The 22,320-nt window shown below is 67.1% G+C and carries 21 protein-coding genes and 1 riboswitch; of the genes, 7 read left to right on the forward strand and 14 right to left on the reverse strand.

The window, feature by feature from the left end; all coding sequences use genetic code 11:
* Positions 1–134 precede the first annotated feature (134 nt).
* From ahcY to AB0N05_RS00020, 4 genes are all read right to left on the reverse strand, one after another.
* Positions 135–1,610: an adenosylhomocysteinase gene (gene ahcY, locus AB0N05_RS00005; RefSeq protein WP_364685199.1), complete on the reverse strand. Its 1,476-nt coding sequence runs from the start codon at positions 1,608–1,610 to the stop codon at positions 135–137.
* A gap of 79 nt (positions 1,611–1,689) precedes the next feature.
* The gene (locus AB0N05_RS00010; RefSeq protein WP_364685201.1) at positions 1,690–2,766 is read right to left on the reverse strand and encodes an alkane 1-monooxygenase; all 1,077 of its coding nucleotides are present in this window, start codon (positions 2,764–2,766) and stop codon (positions 1,690–1,692) included.
* A gap of 273 nt (positions 2,767–3,039) precedes the next feature.
* Entirely contained in the window at positions 3,040–3,732 is a 693-nt protein-coding gene (locus AB0N05_RS00015) for a response regulator (protein ID WP_364685203.1), read from the reverse strand.
* Positions 3,729–5,270, reverse strand: a complete 1,542-nt coding sequence (locus tag AB0N05_RS00020) for an ATP-binding protein (protein WP_364687378.1) — start codon at positions 5,268–5,270, stop codon at positions 3,729–3,731. Before AB0N05_RS00020 ends, AB0N05_RS00015 begins: the two co-directional genes overlap by 4 nt.
* Before the next feature lie 193 nt (positions 5,271–5,463).
* On the opposite strand from AB0N05_RS00020, the gene AB0N05_RS00025 reads away from it, so the two are divergent.
* Positions 5,464–6,825 (forward strand): cation:dicarboxylase symporter family transporter, encoded by a 1,362-nt coding sequence (locus AB0N05_RS00025; RefSeq protein WP_364685205.1) that lies wholly within the window; start codon positions 5,464–5,466, stop codon positions 6,823–6,825.
* Positions 6,826–6,912: 87 nt separating this feature from the next.
* On the opposite strand, the gene AB0N05_RS00030 is transcribed toward AB0N05_RS00025, so the two are convergent.
* From AB0N05_RS00030 to cofD, 4 genes are all read right to left on the reverse strand, one after another.
* The gene (locus tag AB0N05_RS00030) at positions 6,913–7,359 is read right to left on the reverse strand and encodes a 6,7-dimethyl-8-ribityllumazine synthase (protein ID WP_364685208.1); all 447 of its coding nucleotides are present in this window, start codon (positions 7,357–7,359) and stop codon (positions 6,913–6,915) included.
* An 81-nt stretch (positions 7,360–7,440) separates the two neighbouring features.
* A riboswitch (FMN riboswitch) is annotated at positions 7,441–7,607 on the reverse strand.
* Between the two features lie 39 nt (positions 7,608–7,646).
* Positions 7,647–8,165 carry an NUDIX domain-containing protein gene (locus tag AB0N05_RS00035; protein WP_364685211.1) on the reverse strand — a complete coding sequence of 173 codons (519 nt, stop codon included), beginning with the start codon at positions 8,163–8,165 and terminating at the stop codon, positions 7,647–7,649.
* Entirely contained in the window at positions 8,162–9,523 is a 1,362-nt protein-coding gene (locus tag AB0N05_RS00040; RefSeq protein WP_364685214.1) for a coenzyme F420-0:L-glutamate ligase, read from the reverse strand. The genes AB0N05_RS00035 and AB0N05_RS00040 overlap by 4 nt, the downstream gene beginning before the upstream one ends.
* Entirely contained in the window at positions 9,520–10,479 is a 960-nt protein-coding gene (gene cofD, locus AB0N05_RS00045; protein WP_364687380.1) for a 2-phospho-L-lactate transferase, read from the reverse strand. Before cofD ends, AB0N05_RS00040 begins: the two co-directional genes overlap by 4 nt.
* A 503-nt stretch (positions 10,480–10,982) precedes the next feature.
* Between cofD and AB0N05_RS00050 the strand changes: the two genes are divergently transcribed.
* Positions 10,983–11,330, forward strand: coding sequence for a WhiB family transcriptional regulator (locus AB0N05_RS00050; RefSeq protein WP_364685217.1), 348 nt, complete (start codon positions 10,983–10,985; stop codon positions 11,328–11,330).
* Between the two features lie 83 nt (positions 11,331–11,413).
* Here AB0N05_RS00050 and AB0N05_RS00055 read toward each other — a convergent pair whose 3' ends face one another.
* Positions 11,414–11,893: a metallopeptidase family protein gene (locus AB0N05_RS00055; RefSeq protein WP_364685219.1), complete on the reverse strand. Its 480-nt coding sequence runs from the start codon at positions 11,891–11,893 to the stop codon at positions 11,414–11,416.
* A 119-nt stretch (positions 11,894–12,012) separates the two neighbouring features.
* On the opposite strand from AB0N05_RS00055, the gene AB0N05_RS00060 reads away from it, so the two are divergent.
* The 5 genes from AB0N05_RS00060 to AB0N05_RS00080 all read left to right on the forward strand — a co-directional run bounded on the left by AB0N05_RS00060 (position 12,013) and on the right by AB0N05_RS00080 (position 17,444).
* A complete protein-coding gene (locus AB0N05_RS00060; protein WP_364685222.1) occupies positions 12,013–12,414 on the forward strand; it encodes a DUF3499 domain-containing protein in 402 nt (133 codons plus the stop codon).
* 66 nt (positions 12,415–12,480) lie between these two features.
* Positions 12,481–13,857, forward strand: coding sequence for a phosphomannomutase/phosphoglucomutase (locus tag AB0N05_RS00065; protein WP_364685225.1), 1,377 nt, complete (start codon positions 12,481–12,483; stop codon positions 13,855–13,857).
* Between the two features lie 73 nt (positions 13,858–13,930).
* Complete coding sequence (locus AB0N05_RS00070) at positions 13,931–15,139, forward strand: tobH protein (protein ID WP_364685228.1); 1,209 nt, start codon at positions 13,931–13,933, stop codon at positions 15,137–15,139.
* A complete protein-coding gene (gene manA / locus AB0N05_RS00075) occupies positions 15,139–16,374 on the forward strand; it encodes a mannose-6-phosphate isomerase, class I (protein WP_364685231.1) in 1,236 nt (411 codons plus the stop codon). The genes AB0N05_RS00070 and manA overlap by 1 nt, the downstream gene beginning before the upstream one ends.
* A 149-nt stretch (positions 16,375–16,523) precedes the next feature.
* Complete coding sequence (locus AB0N05_RS00080) at positions 16,524–17,444, forward strand: cation diffusion facilitator family transporter (protein ID WP_364685234.1); 921 nt, start codon at positions 16,524–16,526, stop codon at positions 17,442–17,444.
* 13 nt (positions 17,445–17,457) lie between these two features.
* Here AB0N05_RS00080 and AB0N05_RS00085 read toward each other — a convergent pair whose 3' ends face one another.
* The 5 genes from AB0N05_RS00085 to AB0N05_RS00105 all read right to left on the reverse strand — a co-directional run bounded on the left by AB0N05_RS00085 (position 17,458) and on the right by AB0N05_RS00105 (position 22,241).
* On the reverse strand, positions 17,458–18,732 hold the full coding sequence (locus AB0N05_RS00085) for a protein kinase (RefSeq protein WP_364685236.1): 1,275 nt from the start codon (positions 18,730–18,732) through the stop codon (positions 17,458–17,460).
* Positions 18,733–18,795: 63 nt separating this feature from the next.
* Positions 18,796–19,197, reverse strand: a complete 402-nt coding sequence (locus AB0N05_RS00090; RefSeq protein ID WP_364685239.1) for a hypothetical protein — start codon at positions 19,195–19,197, stop codon at positions 18,796–18,798.
* Between the two features lie 16 nt (positions 19,198–19,213).
* On the reverse strand, positions 19,214–20,695 hold the full coding sequence (locus AB0N05_RS00095; RefSeq protein ID WP_364685242.1) for an NAD(P)/FAD-dependent oxidoreductase: 1,482 nt from the start codon (positions 20,693–20,695) through the stop codon (positions 19,214–19,216).
* 123 nt (positions 20,696–20,818) lie between these two features.
* Positions 20,819–21,637, reverse strand: a complete 819-nt coding sequence (locus AB0N05_RS00100) for an alpha/beta hydrolase (protein ID WP_364685245.1) — start codon at positions 21,635–21,637, stop codon at positions 20,819–20,821.
* 85 nt (positions 21,638–21,722) lie between these two features.
* Positions 21,723–22,241 carry a TrmH family RNA methyltransferase gene (locus AB0N05_RS00105; RefSeq protein ID WP_364685248.1) on the reverse strand — a complete coding sequence of 173 codons (519 nt, stop codon included), beginning with the start codon at positions 22,239–22,241 and terminating at the stop codon, positions 21,723–21,725.
* Positions 22,242–22,320 lie beyond the last annotated feature (79 nt).

The raw sequence follows: 22,320 nt of genomic DNA on the forward strand, positions 1-22,320 counted from the left end.
ACCTCTTTTGTGGGTTTTGTCTTTGTTTTACGTCGTTGTCCATGCCCCCCCGCCCCGCGTGTTATTGGCCGGCGGCGCCCCCCTTGGGGGCCCCGCCCGAATCTCATTGCGCTACAAGAAGTTCAGCGGCGAGCTCAGTAGCGGTAGTGCTCGGGCTTGAAGGGGCCCTCTACGTCCACGCCGATGTACTCGGCCTGGTCCTTGGTGAGCTTGGTGAGGGTGCCGCCCAGGGCCTCTACGTGGATGCGGGCGACCTTTTCATCGAGGTGCTTGGGGAGGCGGTAGACCTCGTTGTCGTACTCGTCGGGCTTGAGCCACAGTTCGAGCTGGGCGATGACCTGGTTGGAGAACGAGTTCGACATGACGAAGGAGGGGTGGCCGGTGGCGTTGCCCAGGTTGAGGAGGCGACCCTCGGACAGGACGATGATGGCGCGGCCGGTTTCCTTGAACGTCCACAGGTCGACCTGCGGCTTGATGTTCAGGCGGTCCGCGCCGGAGCGCTCGAGGGCGGCCATGTCGATTTCGTTGTCGAAGTGGCCGATATTGCCGAGGATGGCCTTGTCCTTCATCGCCTTCATGTGATCGAGGGTGATGATGTCCTTGTTGCCGGTCGAGGTGACCACGATGTCGGCATCGGCGATGGCCTGCTCGACGGTGACCACGTCGAAGCCGTCCATCAAAGCCTGCAGGGCGTTGATCGGGTCGATCTCGGTGACCTGCACGCGCGCGCCCTGGCCCTTGAGGGATTCGGCGCAGCCCTTGCCGACATCGCCGTAACCGCAGATCAGCACCTTCTTGCCGCCGATGAGGACATCGGTGCCGCGGTTGATGCCGTCGACGAGGGAGTGGCGGGTGCCGTACTTGTTGTCGAACTTGGACTTGGTGACCGAGTCATTGACATTGATGGCCGGGAAGGCCAGCTCGCCCGCGGCGGCGAACTGGTACAGCCGCAGCACGCCGGTGGTGGTCTCCTCGGTGACGCCCTTGACCGACTCGGCGATGGTGCCCCACTTGGTGCCGTCGGCTTCGAGGCTGGCGCGCAACAGGTTCAGGAAGACCTTGTACTCGGCGGAGTGGGTCTCGTCCTCGGGCGGGACGACTCCGGCCTTCTCGAACTGCGCGCCGCGCAGCACGAGCATGGTGGCGTCACCGCCGTCGTCGAGGATCATGTTCGCGGGCTCGCCGGGCCAGGTGAGCATCTGCTCGGCGGCCCACCAGTACTCCTCGAGGGTCTCGCCCTTCCACGCGAACACCGGGGTGCCCTTGGGCTCCTCCTCGGTGCCGTGCGGGCCGACGACGACGGCCGCGGCGGCGTGATCCTGGGTGGAGAAGATATTGCAGGAGGCCCAGCGGACCTCGGCGCCGAGGGAGACCAGGGTCTCGATCAGCACGGCGGTCTGCACGGTCATATGCAGCGAGCCGGAGATGCGCGCGCCCTTGAGCGGCTGCACGTCGTCGTACTCGCGGCGCAGCGCCATCAGGCCGGGCATCTCGTGCTCGGCGAGCCGAATCTCCTTGCGGCCGAACTCCGCCAGTGACAGGTCCGCCACCTTGAAGTCGATCCCGTTGCGGACGTCAGGGGTCATATTGCTGGACACGACGGTCGTCATCTGCCTCTCCTGGTCGGCTAATTCCTACGCAAGGCTAGTCGGTCCGACTCAGACGCGGCACAGCGCGATCACCCTGCGATCAGGCGGCAGCCGCCATCCCATGCCGGGCAGCAAGTCGTTCGCGTTTGCGGGGTTGGACATTGGCCTTGCTGATGTCACCGCTGTAGTGGGCCAGCACCCGCTTGTCCATGACCATTCGCCATAGCGGCGGGAAGTAGGCCAGCAGGATCATGCTGGCGTAGCCGGCCGGAAGCTGCGGGGCCTCGTCGGAGGAGCGCAGGGTCTGGTACCGGCGTCCCGGATTGGCGTGGTGGTCGCTGTGCCGCTGCAGGTGGAACAGGAAGATATTGGTGACCAACCGGTCGCTGTTCCAGCTATCCCGCGCCGAGCAGCGCGCCCACATGCCATTGGCGCGGCGGCGGCGCAGCAGCCCGTAGTGCTCGACGTAGTTGACCGTCTCCAGCAGCGAAGCACCGATGACGGCCTGCAACACCAGGTACGGCAGGATATGCCAGCCGAAGATAGCCAGCAGTGTGCCGAACAGCACCAGGGTCATGGACCAGGCCTGCAGGATGTTATTGCGAACGTCGAACCAGCGCAGGCCCTTGCGGCGCAGCCGCTCGCGCTCCAGCTTCAGGGCCGAGCGGAAGCCGCCGATCACGCTGCGCGGCAGGAACTCCCACAGACCCTCGCCCATGCGCGCGCTGGCCGGATCCTCCGGGGTGGCGACGCGCACATGGTGGCCGCGATTGTGCTCCACGTAGAAGTGCCCGTAGCAGGACTGCGCGAGCGCGAGTTTCGACAGCCAGCGTTCCATGCGCTCGACCCGGTGGCCGAGCTCGTGGGCGGCATTGATGCCGATACCGCTGACGAAGCCCAGCGTGGTCGCCAGGCCCAGCTTGTCCACGATCGACAAGTCGTCACCGGCCCACATGCAGGCGGCGACGATCAGGCCGACCAGCTGGATCGGCAGGAAAAGGTAAGTGCACCACCGGTAGTACCGGTCACCGGACAGTAGCTCGTAGTCCTCGTCCCGCGGATTGGTGCCGTCTTCCCCGACGACCCAGTCCAGTACGGGTATCACAATCAGAACGATGATCGGGCCGATCCACCAGAACACCTCGGAGCCGGTGCGCAGCACCAGCTGTGAAGGCAATAAGGCACACCCCGGGGCGATGAGCCCCAACACCCACAGGTGCCGTTTGGGATCCGGCGAACCCGACCGTTTGCCGACCTTTTGCACGTTTGCCCCGCTAATCAGATACCTCTACAACTTCGCAGGTAGATATGTACAGACTTTAACCCTGTTACAGCACTGGCTGACCGCCAAAGGTGGCAACTGTTACATCATGAGCAGTCGCTTCTCGGGCAACCTGCCCTGTGACTGCCGTCACCGCACATCACAGGCAAACCGGCAGTGAATTCCAGCTCAGTGCAACCACATGTAGCGAACTTGTGGCCGCCCGGTCCGACCGTAGTCGGTTCGCCGTTCCACCACACCGTCTTCGGCGAGACGTTCCAGGTATCGCCATGCGGTAACTCGCGAAACGCCGACGACGCGCCCGGCCTCGCCCGCGGACAGTCCACCCTCGGCCGCGCGCACCGCCCGGGACACCTCCTCCATCGTCTGCGGCGCAATGCCTTTCGGCGAGCTGGCCCGCTGTTCCGGAGTGCGCAATGCCCCGAACGCGCGATCGATGTCCTGCTGCGAGACGGCCGACTCACCCGCGGGCAGCGCCGCCCGGTACCCGAGATAGCGATCGAGCTTCTCGCGGAATGCCGAAAACGTGAACGGCTTCAGCAGATACAGCACCACCCCGTGCGCCACCGCCGCGCGCACCATGGCCAGATCCCGCGCGGAGGTCACCGCGATCACATCCGGCCGCGGCCGCAACCCCGCGAGCGCCGCCGCCACACCGAGACCGCTCATATCCGGCAAGCCGATATCCATCAGCACCAGATCGATGGGGGCACCGGAAGATTGTGACCTTTTCGCGATCGTCACAGCCTCCCGTCCGGTGTGCGCGACGGCCACCACTTCGAAGCCGGGCAGCCGCTGCACGTATGCGCGATGGGCCTGCGCGATCTTCGGCTCGTCCTCAACGATCAACACACGGATCATTCTGAATCACCGGAGGCCGGAGACGAAAATCGAACTATCACAGCGGATTCCGGCTCCCGGAGCGCTCGCAGTTCGCCACTGTGCCGGGCGACCAGGCGGCGCACCAGCGCCAGTCCCAGTCCGGCATGGTCGGTCTTGGTGGAATAGCCGCGTTCGGTGGCCAGGGTGAACAGCTCCTCGGACATACCGGGCCCGCTATCGGCAACCCGTACATACAGTTCCGGGCCGTTATCTCCCGGTTCGGCGCCGCGGCGCACCGTCACCTCGACCCAGGCATCCTCGTCGCGACCGACCGCGTCGAGGGCATTGTCGATGAGATTGCCGAGCAGCGTGACCATTTCGTTCGGGCTGAGCGGTTCCACCGAATCGACCAGGGTGTCGCCGGTGACGGTCAGCTCGACGCCGTATTCGGCGGCCTTCTCCACCTTGCCCAGTAGCAGGGCGACCACCGCGGGTTCGCCGACCGCGCCGGTGAGCCGGTCGATGAGCGCCTGGGAGAGTTCGAGTTCCGCGGTGGCGAAGGCGACGGCCTCCTTGGCGCGGCCCAGTTCGACCATGGTGACCACGGTGTGCAGGCGGTTCGCCGCCTCGTGCGCCTGGGCCCGCAGTGATTCGGCGAAACCGCGCACCGAGGCGAGTTCGACCGAGACATCCCGTAATTCGGTGTGGTCGCGGAGAGTGAGCACGGTGCCGATGCGGCGGCCGTCGCGCTCCACCACGTCCTGGTTCACCACCAGGACGCGATCGGCGGTCACATGCATTTCGTCGCGCACCACGCCGGTGCCGAGGCGTTGCAACGAGATGGGTAGGTCGGTGCGGTCGATCGGACCGTCCGGTAGGTCGAGTAGTCGGCGGGCCTCATCATTGACCACCTCGGCCCGCTCACCGGACTCGTCGAAGACCAGTAGACCCTCGTGCACGGAATGCAGGACGGCATCGTGATGCTCGTAGAGCGAGCGGAGCTCGCGGGGCGCCAGGCCGTGGGTCTGCCGCAATAGCCTGCGGCGCAAGAGCAGTGAGCCCAGCGTCGCCAGCAGCAGGCCGGAGGCCGCCGCGATCGCGATGATGGGCAGCTGCCCGGCCACCTGATCGCCGATATGGGTCCGGGTGACACCCGCGGACACCAGGGCGATGATCTTCCCGTCCACATCGCGCACGGGCGTGACGGCGCGAATGGACGGACCGAGTGTGCCGGTGAAGGTTTCGGTGAACGTCTCCCCCGCCAGCGCGCGATCGATGGTGCCGCTGAACGGCTGGCCGATGCGGGACGGCTCGGTATGCGTGTAGCGGGTGCGGTCCGGGGCCATCACCACGATGAAGTCGACGCCGGTGGCGATACGGATGCTCTCGGTCGTGGGTTGCAGCAGCGCGGTCGGGTCCGCGGTCTTGACCGCGGCCACGGTGGAGGGCGCGCGGGCGACGCTCACCGCGATATCGGTGACCTGCACCCGGATGGCCTCATCCTGGGCCCGGCGGGTCTGCAATACCGCGAGCGAGGCGGCCGCGACGATCACCAGGGCCAGCACCACCAGCTGCATCGTGAACACCTGCCCGGCCAGGGTCAGGCCGCGGCGGGTTCTCCGACCGGTCAACTGCGCCTCCATCGACAACGCTCGTGCTCCTGCTATGAACAAAACTTACGAAACAGTGACCCCGGTCACTGCTCGGGCCATCATTCTCTACACACCCGGGTGAGCGGTCTCACACCGGCAGTACCCGAAGGCATCCCATATGAGCGAAACGACAACTGCACCGGCGCCCGACGCCCAGAAGCGCGACCGTACCCACTGGCTGTACCTGGCCGTCCTGGCGGCCGTGCTGGCGGGAATTCTGGTCGGCTGGCTGGCGCCCGGTTTCGGCAAGCAGGTCGGCGAGCTCGGCACGCTGTTCGTGAACCTGATCAAGATGATGATCTCGCCGGTCATCTTCTGCACCATCGTGCTGGGCATCGGCTCGGTGCGGGCGGCGGCGAAGGTCGGCAAGGTCGGCGGCCTGGCCATCGGCTACTTCCTGATCATGTCGACGGTGGCGCTGGCCATCGGCCTGGTGGTCGGCAATCTGCTGCACCCCGGCACCGGGTTGGATATCGCCTCGCATGCCAAGGAGACCGCCAAGTACGTCAAGGACGCGCAGAGCGCGGGCGGCACTTGGGATTTCGTGAAGGACATCGTCCCGACGACACTGGTGTCGTCGCTGACCTCCGGCAAGGTGCTGCAAACCCTGTTCATCGCACTGCTGGTCGGCTTCGGCATCCAGGCCATGGGCACCACGGGCGAACCGCTGCTGCGCGGTGTGGCGCTGCTGCAGAAGCTGGTGTTCCGGATTCTGACCATGATCCTGTGGCTGGCTCCGATCGGCGCGTTCGGCGCCATGGCGAATGTGGTGGCGCGCACCGGACTCGACGCGGTGAAACAGCTGGCCTTACTGATGGTCGCCTTCTATCTCACGTGCATCGTGTTCATCTTCGGCATCCTGGGTACGCTGCTGCGCGCGGTGGCCGGGGTCTCGATCTTCAAGCTGTGCCGCTACCTGGCTCGTGAATACCTGCTGATCGTCGCCACCTCGTCCTCGGAATCCGCACTGCCCCGGCTGATTGCGAAGATGCAGCATCTGGGCGTGGACCGCGGCACCGTGGGTGTGGTTGTGCCGACGGGCTATTCGTTCAACCTGGATGGCACCGCCATCTACCTGACCATGGCCACGCTGTTCGTCGCCGATGCCATGGGCAAGCCACTGTCGTGGTCCGAACAGCTGGGCCTGCTGGTGTTCATGATCGTCGCCTCGAAGGGCGCGGCCGGTGTCACCGGCGCGGGCCTGGCCACCCTCGCGGGCGGCCTGCAGAGTCACCGTCCGGAACTCCTCGACGGCGTGGGCCTGATCGTCGGCATCGACCGCTTCATGTCCGAAGCCCGTGCGCTGACCAACTTCTCGGGCAATGCGGTCGCCACCATCCTGGTCGGCACCTGGACCAACACCATCGAACCGGCCCGGGTCCGCGCTGTCCTGGACCGCCAGCTGCCCTTCGACGAAACCACCATGGTCGATGACCATCAGGCCGCTGCCCCGGCCGATAAGAACCTGGTTCCAGCCTGACCTGCCCACCCCGGGCTGGATCCGGGCCCGCCGGCGCGTACTCACCCCCGTTGCGCGCCGGCGGGTTCTTTATGTCCCGAATCCGATTCAGCTCAGCAGCGCGTCGACCCGCAGAGTCGCCTCGATGGCATTCGCCAATTCGGTTCCCTTGACCGTGAAGTGCCGCGAGAAGTACTCCAGATGCTCGGCGTGCTCATGAAAGTGATGCGGCGTCAGCACGGCGGAGAACACCGGGACATCGGTCTCCAACTGCACCCGCATGAGCGCGTCGACCACGGTCGAGGCCACGAAGTCGTGCCGGTAGATCCCGCCGTCGACCACCAGCGCACAGGCGGCCACCGCGGCATACTGTCCGCTCAGCGCCAATCGTTTTGCCCGCAACGGGATTTCGAAGGCTCCCGGCACCTCGATCACATCGACCTCGGTGAAACCGTGCTCGGCCAGCTGAGTCCTGCACGCGTTGACCGAGTTGTCGACAATCTCCGAATGCCAGCGCGCGGCGACGATGGCGATTCGATTCTGATTGGGTGACATGTGTTTTCTCCTGTTCGCGATGTCACCCAGGGCAAAGGCGACGCGAACAGACCCAGCCGCGCGAGCGGACAGGCTGTACGGTCGCGTTCTCTTTCATCCGGACTCTGACCGTCGGCTCCGGGATCACACCGGAATCTGCTCGACCCGCGATATCCGAGGACATCGCAGCGCTCGCGGGCTCATGCCTCCGGATCGGTCCGGACACCATCACCGCCGGTGGGGAATTCCACCCCGCCCTGAGAACGTGTACAAGTTCGGACTTTAGCAGGCTCTCAGCGGCGTGAAAATCACAGCAGGAGCACGTCCGCGTCGGCGGGGAGGCCGTCCACCGGCCACCAGCGCAGGTCGGTGGATTCCGAGCTGCGAACGGGGATCGCCCCCTGCGGAGCCTTGATCTTGAAGAGCAGATCGAGGTGGCGGGTGGGGATGCCCAGCGAACAGGTGATCGGGTGCGCCTGGGCTCCGTAGAGGCCGGGCTCGAGCCGGAGGCCCTCGATGCCGGATTCCTCGGTCGCCTCGCGGAAGGCCGCCGCCGCGACCGAATCGTCGGATTCCTCGCAGTGGCCGCCCAATTGGATCCAACGGCCGACCCGGGGATGCAGGGTCAGCAGGACTTCGCTCTCGTCGTGGGAGAAGACGACCGCGGAGGCCGTGATGTGGCCGGGAGCGTGTTCCCGGAGGCAGCCGCGCGGGGCGGACCCGAGGAAGGCGAGCATGGACTCGCGGATCGACCGGTCCGGACCCGTTGGGGGATGCCAGGTTTCGAGGAGTTCGGTGGCCGACTTGTGCAGGGATTCGGCGCTCACAGTTCGACCAGCCCGAGGCCGGGCTCGCGGAGGTCGCGGGGGGTGAGTTCCTCGAGGGGGTAGCCGATCGCGATCGCGCCCAACGGGTTCCAGTCCGCTTCCAGGCCGAGAACGTCGCGGGTGATCTCGGGCGTGAAGATGGTGGAGCCGATCCAGCAGCTGCCCACACCCTTCACCGCGAGGGAGACGAGCAGGCCCTGCACGGCCGCGCCCACCGCGACGGTGAACATGGTGGATTCGGCGGCGCGGCGACGCTCGTCCGGGTAATCGTGTGCGCCGTCGGGGACACAGAACGGGATGATCACCTCGGGGGCGGCGGTCAGGATGTCGCCCCGGGCGATGCGGCGTTCGATGCGGTCCGGGGCGAGGCCGTCGGCGGTGAGGTCCGCGCGCCACTTCTCGGCCATGGCTTCGAGAAGTTGGGTGCGCAGGCCGCGCTTACGGAGCCAGACGAAGCGGACCGGGCGGGTGTGGTGCGGGGCGGGAGCGGTCAGGGCCGCGCCGATCGCACTGCGGATGAGCTCGGGTTCGACCGGGGTGTCGGCGAATTGACGGACCGAGCGGCGCAGCAACACGGACTGGTTGCGGCCGAGTTCGATGGCCTCCTCGGTGCCGAGCCAGAAGAGGTCTTCCTCGCCACGGCGCGGGAGGTCGGCGGCGGTGGAGCCGTCGTCGGTGTAGTCGAGTCCGCGCACGACGGCGACGGGGACGCCGCCGAGCTTGCCCTTGACCAGATCGGCGGCGGCGGCCAGTTCATCGGCCACGGCCACGAGGGTCACGTGCAGTTCATTGCCCTGGCCGTCGACCGCGCCGTTGTAGTCGTGCAGCACCCGCAGACCGGACGAGCCGATGGCGGCGTCGATCTGGCCATTGCGCCAGGCGCGGCCCATGGTGTCGGTGATGACCACGGCCACCTGGACGCCCAGCTTCTCCGCGAGGGCGGTGCGCAGGGCCTTGGCGCTGGCGTCGGGGTCGACGGGGAGCAGGACCAGTTCGCCCTGTTCCACATTGGAGCCGTCGACGCCGGAGGCGGCCTGCACGATGCCGAGGCGGTTCTCGGTGATGAGGGTGCGGTTCTTGCGCGCGAGCACGCGCACCGCTTCCTGCTCGACGAGTTCGCGCCGGGCGGCGTCGCGCTCCTCCGGATCGGTGGGTGCGGTGACGATGCGGCCCTCGACCTTGGAGACGATCTTGCTCGTGATCACCAGGACGTCACCGTTCTGGAGCCAAGGCGCTTGTGCCGCAATGGCTTCGGCAATGTCGTCGCCCGGGCGGAATTCCGGCAGGCCGGTGATGGGCAGCATGCGGAGCTCGCCGCCGGAGGCGTGGTCGCCCATGATTTCCATTGGGGCACTCATGGTTTCACTCCCGCGATGTCCAAGGCCTCCCGCACCATGTCGGCGGTCGCGGCCGGATCCGTCATGAGCAGCGGCACGCTGCGTACTTCCACGCCGGGCACATCGGCGGTATCGGAGGTGTGCACAAGCCAACCGTCCAGAATGCCGGTGGTGGCGCGCGCCCCGTAATAGTTGCCGACCGCCTCCGCGGTGGTCTCCACCCCGATAACGGAAAGGCATTCATCGGCCATGCCGCGCAAGGGTTTCCCACCGATAACTGGGGAGAGCCCGATGACCTTGGCCTCGGTGGTGCGCAGCGCGCCCCGAATTCCGGGCACCGCGAGGATGGCTCCGACGCTCACGACGGGGTTCGAAGGGGCCAGCAAAATCACGTCGGCCGACGCTATGATTTCCGTCACACCAGGGGCCGGTTTTGCTTGGTCCGCCCCAATAGTCACGAATCCATGGGTCTCGACGTTCGCCCGGTACCGGACCCACCACTCCTGAAAATGGATCGCGCGACGTTCGCCAGGGTTCTCCGGGTCCCCGATTACTACGTGTGTTTCACACCTGTCGTCCGTTGCCGGGAGCAGTTTCACACCGGGTTGCCACCGGTTGCAGAGCGCCTCGGTCACCGCCGACAAGGGGTATCCCTGACGCAGCATTTCGGTGCGGATCAGGTGGGTGGCGATATCACGATCACCGAGTCCGAACCAGTCCGGCTGGGCGTTGTATTTGGCCAGCTCCTCTTTGGCGTGCCAGGTCTCGTCCGCATGCCCCCAGCCGCGTTCGGGGTCGATGCCACCACCCAGCGTGTACATGCAGGTGTCCAGGTCAGGGCAGATGCGCAGCCCGTGCATCCAGACATCGTCGCCGACATTGACGATGGCCGTGGTGTCGGCGCCGGGGAGCAGTTCGCGCACGCCCTGCAGGAACCGCGCACCGCCGACTCCACCGACCAGTACCGCGATCCGCAGGCCTGCCCCGGGTGCGGTGTCCGCTTGTTCTCGAGTCACATCCGCACAGCCTATGCGGTTCGGGCCCGAAGATGCCCCGCACCTTATTTGCTGCAGATTTGCTGTTTGATCTGCGGGAACCCTTCCGAAGGGGGTCGCGGATGGTAACGGAATAGCTTCGGCAGCTTGACCATCGCCACGCGCGGCGTGTCTAATCACAGGCATGTCATTCCGGGTCCGCGCGAGAGCTCAAGGCGCGGACGGCTTTTCGAACACGCGTTCGCATCGGAGTGACGTGCAGCTCGGGGATGTCCGCGGGACTACATCGCGGGGTTGGGCCGTCGGTGGGATCGGTTCCGACGGAGAAATCATTCTGCGCTAACACACAGTGAGGAGGCGGAGCGATGGTCGATGAACCGGCCCCGTCAGGCATTCCGGGCGGTGTATCGCAAACCGATTCCATAGCTGGCGCAGCACCAGACTTCTGCGCCGACGAACGGAACGGGTACGAGGGGGGTGAACCGATGACGCGACCGGGGGGCGGCCAGTGGGCACGGGCGGGCTACCAGCCCGAACCGCCACGACTGAGCTTGATCGTCACCGGACAGGACGATGGATTCGACAGCTTCGCACGGGGTAAGAACCTCACCGAGGCTGAGCAGTGGCAGGAACGGGCGCTGTGCGCCCAGACCGACCCGGAGGCGTTCTTCCCGGAGAAGGGCGGCTCCACCCGCGAGGCCAAGCGGATCTGCCTCGGTTGCGAGGTTCGCGACGAGTGCCTCGAATACGCCTTGCAGAACGACGAGCGCTTCGGAATCTGGGGCGGCTTGTCGGAGCGGGAACGCCGCCGCTTGAAGCGCGGCATCATCTAGACGGCTTCGCTGCGCCGGAGCGCAGCGAAGCCGAAACACCTCGGTCGCAACGGAATTCGCGAACCCGCCGACGTTCCGCGTCGCTACTCGGGTTCCGGATCGATGATGTCCGGTTCGACGCCGAGGTAGGTTGCGATCTGCTGGACGAGCACCTCGCGCAGCAGGTCCACCAGGTCGTCCGGATCGCCCGCGCGCAGCTCCAATGGCTTGCGGAACAAGACGATTCGGGCGCGGGTCGCCATACCGTATCGATCCACCCCGGCCGGGATGAGGCGTGAGAGCGGCACGGGGCCATCGGCCACCACCTCGTCCGGCCAGGTCACCGAATCCGGGTGCAGCGGACGGATTTTCGGCACGTCGTCCACGGCGATGTCGAGCTTGGTGAGCTGTTCGTGCCAGCGGCTCTCCAGTGGCGCGAACGCCTCCAGCACGAGGCGGTCGAACTGTTGGCCACGGGTTCGCCGGGCGGGCACCGTCGGCGGCAGCATCGGCCCGCGCACACCCCGCCCGCGGCGGATCACCGACCGCGCGGTGGGCGCCGGCCTCTTTCGTGAACGGGTCATACCACGAATCTAACCGCACGCCCGGGCTCACGCTTCGCCGCCGTCGGGGCACGAGTGAGACGGGTCCCATTGAGCGTGTCTGTCCACACGCGGACGCTGGGAGGGTTACCCTGCATGGCGTGATTCCCATGCGTCGTTGCTGCCGTCCAGGCTGCAAAAACCCAGCCGTAGCGACGCTGACCTACGTGTACTCCGACTCGACAGCGGTCGTCGGACCACTGGCCGCGGTCGCCGAGCCGCACTCCTGGGATCTGTGTGAAACGCACGGCTCCCGGATCACCGCGCCGAAGGGCTGGGAGATGGTCCGCCACGAGGGCGGGTTTTCCTCCAGCACCCCGGACGACGATGACCTAACGGCTTTGGCCGAAGCAGTCAGAGAAGCCGGATTGCGCCGCCGCCCAACCGAACCGGACCCGCGCGGCTACCCCACCGATTACGCCCCGGCCCCGCAGCGCCCCACGCGCGCCGGCCGCACCGGCAGACGCGGGCACCTCCGAGTCCTCCCGGACCCGCCCAACTGAGCTGGAACACGACCAGTGGGCCGCACCGAATACATCTCTCGGAGCACAACTACTAATGTGGTCGGCATGACAGACGCCCGCACCGCCGAGTCCGTTCATGCAGTCATCAAGGCTTACGACGTACGAGGTGTGGTCGGCGAACAGATCGACGCGGATTTCGTGCGCGACGTCGCCGGTTCCTTCGCCCGGCTGATGCGCAGCGAGGGCGCTGCCCGCGTCGTCATCGGCCACGATATGCGCGACTCCTCCCCCGAATTGGCCAAGGCCTTCGCGGACGGCGTGCTCGCCCAGGGCCTCGATGTGGTGCACATCGGCCTCGCCTCCACCGATCAGCTGTACTTCGCCTCCGGCCATCTGGAATGCCCCGGCGCGATGTTCACCGCCAGCCACAATCCGGCCAAGTACAACGGCATCAAGCTGTGCCGGGCCAAGGCGCTGCCGGTCGGTCAGGACACCGGCCTGGGCGTCATCACCGAAGAGGTCATCAAGGGTGTCCCTGCCTTCGACGGCCCGCGCGGCACCGCCACCGAGCAAGACCTGCTGTCGGCCTACGCGGCCTTCCTGAACAAGCTGGTGGACCTGAGCGGCTCCCGCCCGCTGCGCATCGCGGTGGACGCCGGCAATGGCATGGGCGGCCACACGGTGCCCGCCGTGCTGGGCACGCTGCCGCAGTTCACCATCGAACCGCTGTTCTTCGAACTGGACGGCAACTTCCCCAATCACGAAGCCAATCCGCTGGATCCGAAGAACCTGGTGGACCTGCAGGACTACGTCCGCAAGACCGGCGCGGACATCGGCCTGGCCTTCGACGGTGACGCCGACCGCTGCTTCGTGGTGGACGAGAAGGGCGATCCGGTCTCGCCGTCCGCGGTCACCGGTCTGGTTGCCGAGCGCGAGCTGGCCAAGGAGCCGGGCGCGACGGTCATCCACAATCTGATCACCTCGCACGCCGTGCCGGAGCTGGTGACCGAGCTGGGCGGCAATCCGGTGCGCACCCGCGTCGGCCATTCGTTCATCAAGCAGCAGATGGCCGCGACCGGGGCGATCTTCGGCGGCGAGCATTCCGCGCACTACTACTTCCGCGATTTCTGGGGCGCCGATTCCGGCATGCTCGCAGCTCTGCACGTTTTGGCCGCTCTGGGCGAGAAGGACCGGCCGATGTCCGAGCTCGCGTCCGCATATGCAACATATGCGTCCTCCGGAGAGATCAACTCCACAGTAGGAGACGCGAAGGAGCGGACCATGGCGGTACTCGAGGCCTTCGGCAAGCGGGCCAAGTCGGTGGACCGGTTGGACGGAGTCACGGTGCAGTTGCCCGATGGCGCCTGGTTCAACCTGCGTGCGTCGAATACCGAACCGCTGCTTCGGCTCAACGTCGAGGCCCGATCGCAGGAGGAAGTAGACGGACTCGTAACCGAGATCCTGAGCATCGTCCGCGCCTGACTGGAATAGTGGAATCACAGAGCTTGGATTCACCAGCGTCTGGTGACCCGATGAGGGGAGGTGGCAACGCCCGATGATCGCTGGGACACCGGTACTCGACCTCGATGACGTCGCCTCTTTGGAGACGGCCGACACCGGGGGCACATTGCGCTCTGCCGCATCAGGGGGCGCCCAGGTAAGGGCAACCGCCGCGGCCATTTCCGAGAACACCCTGAACCGCCTGGCCGATCTGCGGCCGCGCAGTCTGGTGCTGGTCTCGGGCTCCGGGCGCGCGGCGCGGGCGGCCTCGCTGCTCATCGCCGTGCTCGGCGACCGGACGAGTATGCCGCTGGTGCATGCCACCTCGATTCCGCCGTGGGTGGGTCCGCTCGACGTGGTGCTGGTGGCCGGGGACGATTCGGGTGATCCACGCCTGGCCGAATCCGTGGACAGTGCGTTGCGCCGCGGCGCGGAGGTCATCGTGGCCGCGCCCGACGAGGGCCCGATGCGGTCCGCCGCCGCGGGCCGCGCCACCATGCTGCCGCCCAGAGTGCCCGTGCTCGACCACAATCGGCTGCTGCGGTTCCTGGCCGTCGGCATGGCCGTGATCGCCGCGGTGGACCCGCATCGCACCGGGCCGCTGGTGCCCAACCTGAACGCGCTCGCCGATCTGCTCGATGCCGAAGCCCTGCGCGACGGCCCGCAGAACGAGGCGTTCCACAATCCCGCCAAGACCCTCGCCACCCGGATGCAGCAGCGCAAGCGCCTGGTCATGTCCGGCGACACGCCCGCCACCACGGTGCTCGCGGAGCACGCCTCGGAGGTGCTGCTGGCCGCGGCCGGGCAGATCACCACCGCCGCCAACCTTTCGGAAACCATTGCGGCGCATGCTCGTCTGGTGGAGGCCGCCGGAGTGTCCGCGCCGGGCTTCGATCCGCTGTTCCACGATGAGCAGCTGGACGGTCCGGCCCCGGTTGAACAGGTCCGGGTCCTGGTGCTCAGCGCCGACATCGATGAGGTGGCGGCGCGGCGGCGACTGGCCTTCTTCGGGGCCGAAGGCAGCATGGTCGATGCCGATCTTGTGAATGTCGACGCCGAATCGGCGGGTCCCGCGCCTATGCTGCCTGGTGGACAGACGGCCGCCGAGGTGGCGCAGGGCCAAGCCGCGACCACCGGTCGCAGCGGTGAGCTGGAACGGCTCGCGGTGCTCACGCTTCGCTTGGAAATGGCGGCCGCCTACCTACGACTACTGGGTTCCCGCCCGGCCACCGGTCCGGGAAATTACGACGGGGGCAACTTCTAGTGCACGAACTCGTTGGTGCGCTGCGTTCCTACGCTTGGGGTTCGCGCACCGCGCTCGCAGAGCTGTGCGGACGACCGGTTCCCTCCGCGCACCCGGAGGCCGAACTCTGGTTCGGCGCGCATCCGGGCGATCCCGCGCGCGTGCAGATCAATGGGCACAGCGAATCGCTACTGGATCTGGTCAGCGCCGATCCGCAGCGCGAACTCGGCTCGGTCGCGGGCGAATTCGGCGGACGGCTGCCCTTCCTGCTGAAGATCCTGGCCGCCGAGGAACCCCTCTCGCTCCAGGCGCATCCGAGCCTCACTCAGGCGCGGGCCGGATTCGCGCGGGAGAACCAGGCCGGGCTCGGCATGGACTCCCCCATGCGCAATTACCGCGACGAGAACCACAAACCCGAACTCGTGGTGGCCCTGGATCGCTTCGAGGCGCTCGCCGGATTCCGCGACCCGCGGCGCACCGTGAAGCTGCTCCAGGCAATCGACGTGACCGAGCTGAACCCGTACGCGGAACTGCTCGACGCCCAGCCCGACTCGGCGGGCCTGCGCACCCTGTTCACCACCTGGATCGCGCTGCCGCAGAACGCGCTCGGCACCCTGCTGCCGAAGGTCCTGGACGGCTGCGTGCGCTACCTGTCCGAGCGGGATGCCGGATTCGACGGCGTGCCCAAGGAATTCACGACCGAGGTGCGCACCCTCCTGGAACTGGCCGAGGCCTATCCCGGTGACGCGGGCGTGCTCGCGGCGCTGCTGCTGAACCGCATCACCCTCGAACCCGGTGAGGGCCTGTTCCTGGCCGCGGGCAATCTGCACGCCTATCTGCGCGGCGTCGGCGTGGAGATCATGGCCAACTCCGACAATGTGCTGCGCGGCGGCCTCACCCCCAAGCACGTGGACGTCCCCGAGCTGCTTCGCGTTCTCGACTTCGAGCCCCTCGACCTGCCGAAGGTGCATTCCGAGGTGGTCGGCAACGGCGTCTACCGCTATCACACGCCCGCTGCCGAATTCACCCTCACCCGCTACGAACTCTCGCCCGGTGACGACCCCGCGACGGTGCTGCACGGCGGCCCCGGCATCGCCCTGTGCACCCACGGCACGGTCCGTCTGCTCCAGGGCAAGTCCGAACTCCCCGTCGAATGCGGTCACGCCGCCTGGATCTCCGCCACCGACAGCGAGATTCGCGCGCAGGCGCTGGACGGCTCCGCACAGCTGTTCTGTGCCACCGTCGGCGCGAACTGATCGGCTCGACCGGCACATTCGATTCAGCGCCACGTCCTTGCGTCGGTGTCGGCGGCCTAGGCTGCGTCGTCGCCGGGGGACGTCGGTAGGGTGTTCGAGTCAAGCGTGTTTCAGGGCAAATCGGACATCGGTTCGGGAGGAACGGCACATTGTCTGCGGGCGGCGGTAAGAAGGCGATCCTGGCGGCGCTCAGCGCGAACGCCGGGATCGCGGTGGCGAAGTTCATCGGCGCGGCGATCACCGGCTCGGCGTCGATGCTGGCCGAGGCCGTGCACTCGGTGGCCGACACCTCCAACCAGGGTCTGTTGCTGCTCGGGCAGCGGCGCGCCGAGCAGGACGCCGACGAGCTGCACCCGTTCGGGTACGGGCGCAATCGCTACTTCTACTCGTTCGTGGTCGCGCTGGTGATCTTCGCGCTCGGCTCGCTGTACGCGATCTACGAGGGCATTCACAAGATCCAGCATCCGGAGATGCTCTCCAATGCGATCGTGGCGATCGTCATCCTCGGCCTAGCCATCCTCCTGGAGGGCTTCAGCTTCTTCACCGCCATGCGGGAATCCAAGCCGCTCAAGGGAAATGCCAGCTGGTGGCGGTTCATCCGCAACTCCCGCAACCCGGAACTCCCGGTCGTCCTGCTCGAGGACACCGGCGCGCTGATCGGCCTGATCTTCGCCTTCGTGGCCATCACTCTCACCGAGCTGACCGGTGACCCGATCTGGGACGGCATCGGCACCCTGGCCATCGGCATCCTGCTGGGCATCATCGCCATCATCCTCATCGTGGAGATGAAGAGCCTCCTCATCGGCGAGGGCGCGACCCCCGAAGAGGACCGCAAAATCCGCGAAGGCCTGGTCGACCACCAGCACATCGACCGCGTAATCCACCTCCGCACCCAATACCTCGGCCCCGAGGAAATGCTCGTAGCGGCCAAGGTCTCCATCCTCCCGGGCCTCGAGATCGCCGAAATCGCCACCGCCATCGACGAGGCCGAAGCCCGTGTCCGCGAAGCAGTCCCGGCCGCCCGAGTCATCTACCTCGAGCCCGACCTCTACCGCACCCAGCCAGTCTGAGTTCCGCCCGGCTTCAGACCGGCCGGCCCACCTCGTAGGTGCCGTCCGCCTTGGTGATCTTGACGGTGACCTTCTTGTCCGCGCCGCCGATCTTCAGGGTGCAGTCGAAGGTGTGCCCCACCACCACCTTCTGGCCGGACGGACAGCTGATGTTCTGTGCGTCCTTGATGCCATAGGAATCCTTCAGCACCTTCTGGACGCCCTTCTGCACCGCCTTGTTGTCCAGCTCGTCCAGGCCGAGGGTGTTCGCACTCGAGGACGTCGATCTGGCGATGCTGGTTCCGGCCGGGGACTGGCCGGTGGACGAGTTATCGCGAACCACGTGCCTGCCCAGCAGGATTCCTCCGATGAGCAGGGGTGCGATCACCGCGGCCGCTACCCACACGAGCACTGGCCGACGCCGCTGTGGGAGCGGAAACGGCGTCGAATCGATCCGGGTGGGAGCGGGTCCGGGATATCCGTCTCCGGCAGGGGGAAGTCCACGAGATGCCGCTCGGGCGGCCGCGATGAACGCGCCCGCGGAGGGATGACGGTCCGCCGGATTCTTCGCCATGCCGCGCGCGATCACCTCGTCCAATGCCGGGGGAACGGACCCGGCCGCCGACGGTCGCGGGGGCGGCTGCGTCAGATGCCCCGCGATCTGCCGCTCGACGCTGTCTCCCGCAAAGGGTTTCGAACCGGTGAGGCACTCGTACAGGACACAGGCCAGCGAGTAGACGTCGGAGCCCGGCCCGCTGACACCCTGTGCGAGCCGCTCCGGTGCCATGTACGCGAAGGTGCCGATCGCCGAACCCATGGTGGTCAGCCCGGAATCCTCGGTGCCCCGGGCTATTCCGAAGTCGATGAGGTATGCGAAACCGGAGTCGGTGAGCAGGATATTGGACGGCTTCACGTCCCGATGCACCAATCCGGACCGGTGCGCGGCGTCCAGGGCGGAAGCGATCTGCTCGAGATACGCCAGAGCCCTTGCCGATTCGAGTCTGCCTTCGCGCGCCAGGACCTTCCCCAGATCCGTCCCTTCGACCAACCGCATATCCAGGTACAGGGACCCGTCGATCTCCCCGTGCGCGTGAATGGGAATGACGTGCGGCTCGTTCAAACGGGCCGCGGCCAGCGATTCCCGCCGAAACCGTTCCCGGAAGACCGGATCGTGCGCGATCTGCTGCGGCAGCACCTTGAGTGCCACGATCCGATCGGTATTGGTGTCGTACGCGCGGTAGACCCGCCCCATCCCGCCCTCGCCGAGCAACTCGAGCAGCCGGTAGGGGCCAAAGGGTGTTCCGTCCACACCGGTAGCCCTATCACAATCGCCGGATCGGCGGGCTGTCGCGGGAGTCCGATCGCGGGCGGATCAGCGGTCCGCGAGGCGGATTACGAAGCGCAGGCCCGACCAGGTGTCGTCGATGGCGGCGACCTTGTTGTCGACCAAGCCCTGGGTCAGGCCGTATTCGCGGATGACGGTGTCGGTGAGGTCGGTGGGGATGCCGCTCGACTTCTTGGGCCACGCGATCCATAGGCCGCCATTGCGTTCCATGCGGTCGCGCCAGCCGGGGAAGCGGGCATGGAGGGTGGCGTGATCGGGGCAGAAGCCGAGGATTACGTCGTAGGGGCCGGTGGTCGCGCGGCGGTGGGGTGTGACGCCCGGGGGGAGGTCGGGGAGGGTGAAGTCGGGTGGGGTGTTGGAGAGCAGGACTCGGCTGTCTTCCTTGATGCCGAGCTTGCGGGCTAATGGGGTGCCCGAGTAACCGGCCATGGCGGGAGCGTAGCAATCACGCGCGGGCGCTGAGCAGTTCCAGAGGATCGGTGCGAATACCGAATTCGCGGCGGAGGGCGTGGCGGGCTGCGTAGAGGCCGTTCATACCGTGCACACCCGGGCCCGGAGGTGTAGCCGAGGAGCAGAGGTATACGCCGGGGAGCGGGGTGCTGTACGGATTCCAGCGCGGAGCCGGTCGGAAGATGGTCTGGCGCAGGGTCATTGCGCCCGCGGAGATATCGCCGCCTATGTAGTTGGGATTGTGGGCGGGCATGGTGGCCGCGGTGCGGACGTGGGTGGCGAGGATGAGGTCGCGGAAGCCGGGGGCGAAGCGTTCGACCTGGGCGGTGATGGCCTCGGTCATGTCCTCGGTGGAGCCGTTGGGGACGTGGGCGTAGGTGTAGAAGGTGTGCTTGCCTTCGGGGGCACGGGTGGAATCCACCACGCCGGGCTGGATGGCCAAGACGAAGGGGCGATCGGCCAGACGGCCTGCGGCCACGGCCTTTTCGGCGGCCACGGCCTCCTCGCGGGAGCCGACGAGGTGCAGGGTGCCCGCGCGATCGCAACCCTTGGCCTGCCACGGAACCGGGCCGGAGAGTGCGAAATCCACCTTGCAGGCGGCCCCGCCGTAGCGGAAGCGATTGAGCGCGAAGGTGTATCGGCCGGGCAGGCGGTTTCCGGTAATGCGCTGGAGTTCGGCGGGTGCGGTGTCGAACAGGACGGCCTTCACCTCGTCGAATTCGTCGAGGTCGTCCACGCGGTGCCCGGTGATGATGCGCCCGCCGTGCTCCTTCAGATCGGCGGCGAGGGCATCGACTATGGCCTGGCTGCCGCCGCGCGGAACGGGCCAGCCGCGCACGTGGGCAAGGGTTCCCAGCAGCATGGACACCCCCGCGCCGGGGACGCTGCGCGGCGGGCGAATGGCGTGGGCGGCCACCCCGGTCAGCAGGGCGGGCGCGAGGTCCTCGCGAAAACGCAGATTCCACAGCGGCGTCGACTGTTCCACTATTCGCCGCGCCATGCGCAGTTCGATGCCCGGATCCACGTGCAGCAATCCGGTCGGGTCGATCGGCGGATGCCGCAGGTCGGACATGATCAGCCCGACCAGGTCCTCCCACTTGCGCACCAGCGGCCCGAACAGCCGTTGCCAGGACCGGCCGTCTCGCCCCAGACCGTCCACGGTGTGTTCGAGGTCCCGCCAGGCCAATCCGGCCCGCCCGCCATCCATCGGATGCGCATACGACACCTGCGGCGCGAGCAACTCCACCCCGTGCTTGGCCAAGTCGAATGCCCGGAAGAACGGGGACGCCACCGCCATCGGATGCGCCCCCGCGCACAGATCGTGCCTGAACCCCGGCAGCGTCACCTCCCCGGTCCGGCACCCGCCCCCGAATTCCTCCGCGGCCTCGAACACCTCGACCTCGAGCCCGGCCCGCGCCAAGATAACCGCCGCCGCAAGCCCATTGGGTCCGGACCCCACCACCACCGCGTCAGCCATCCCCCCACCATATGCCCGCCCCCGCCCTCGCCCGACCACGTAGTTGCAGGCCTTCTCGACAGCTGCAGGGGTTGCAACCCCTGCAGCTGTCGAGAAGGCCTGCAGAGTGGATGGGCGGGTGAGTCAGTCGGCGCGGAGGAAGGCGGTGATGTCGGGGGTGAAGCGGGGGTGGCGGGTTACGCCTATGTGGCTGGTTCGGGGGTAGATGGTCAGGTGGGAGTTGGGGATACCGGCGGCGGTGTGGCGGAAGGTGACGGGGGTGTAGGCGGCGTCGCGGTCGCCGCCGAGGATGAGGGTGGGGGCCGTGATGTCGGATAGTCGGTCGGAGAGGTTGAAGGCGTCTTCGGCGCGAATGAAGGCGAGGGTGTCGGCCGGGTTTTTCGGGCGGACGAGCGGGTCGGCCAGCCAGAGGGCGGCGGCGATGAGCCGGGCCGCGAGTGGGTTCCGCACGCTGACGGGGGCCATGTAGTGCATGGCGCGGCGGCCTTGGGCGGCGGCTTCGCCGTAGCGGAGTTGGGCTTCGCGGGTGAGGGTTTCCAGGGTGTAGCCGGAGGAGGCGATCACTAGTTTGCGGACTGCGGTGGGGTGGTCGGCGGCAAGTTGGAGCGCGAGGGATCCGCCGGAGGAGACGCCGAGAACGTCCACCGGTGCGCCGAATTCGGCGTGGAGTGCGTCGGCATGCTGGGTGGCGATGTCGGCCATGGTGGTGCCCGCGGGCATACCGGGTGCGCGGTTCACCGCGTAAACCCGGAAATGCCTTGCGAGCGGGGACAACATCTTGATTTCCGACTTGCGCATCCAGCCGGTCGGGTTGGCGTGGTCGGGGGTGAACCAGCGCAGGAAGACCAGGGGGCGGCCGGATCCGAGTGCGAGATAAGGCATTCCGTGCTTCAGCGTCCCCTCGGTGATGTCGAGCGCTGCGGCCTGGTCGGACTTGCTCATAATTACTCCCCTTGCCTGGTTTCGATCTTGTGCTCGACGGTAGCCAGTAATGTGTCGCGCCGAAATAACCTCGGAGGTCATGGGTTCAGCACAGCCCCGCGAGCTTGTAGAGCACGAGCGATCCGGCGACGGCGACATTGAGGCTGTTCCCGGAGCCGACCATGGGGATTTCCACGGCCAGGTCCAGGCGCTCGAGACCTTCGGGCGGAATGCCGGACCCCTCATTGCCGAGCACGACGATGGTGCGACGGCGGGCGGCGGGGAGATCGGCGAGACGCACGGATTCATCGGTGAGCTCCACGCCGAGAATCGAAGCCCCGCCCTCGCGCTGGCGGTCGAGCCAGCGATCGACGCGGCCATTGATGAAGTGGACACACTGCTTGTGCCGCAAGGTGTTTCCGCGTTCCAAGGCCTCGGGCACCCAGGGCAGTCGCGGAACGGCCAGGCAGGCGCCGGTGGCATCGCAGGTGCGGAGCAGGGTGCCGAGGTTCACGCCGTGCATGGGCCACAGCGGTGCGGCGATGAGGTGATCCCAGCAGCTGTGGGCGCGGGGTCGGCGTTGGGTGCGGATCTCGCTGCGCGTGCGCAGCCGGGCCGCGGTCATCGGGCGGCGGGAATGCCCTTCCCAAGGGAGAGAATAAGATTCATAACCGATCACGATACGACCGGAATCGCCCCCGGGT

It is taken from the genome of Nocardia sp. NPDC051030, from assembly GCF_040683015.1.
In the GTDB taxonomy this organism is placed as follows: domain Bacteria; phylum Actinomycetota; class Actinomycetes; order Mycobacteriales; family Mycobacteriaceae; genus Nocardia.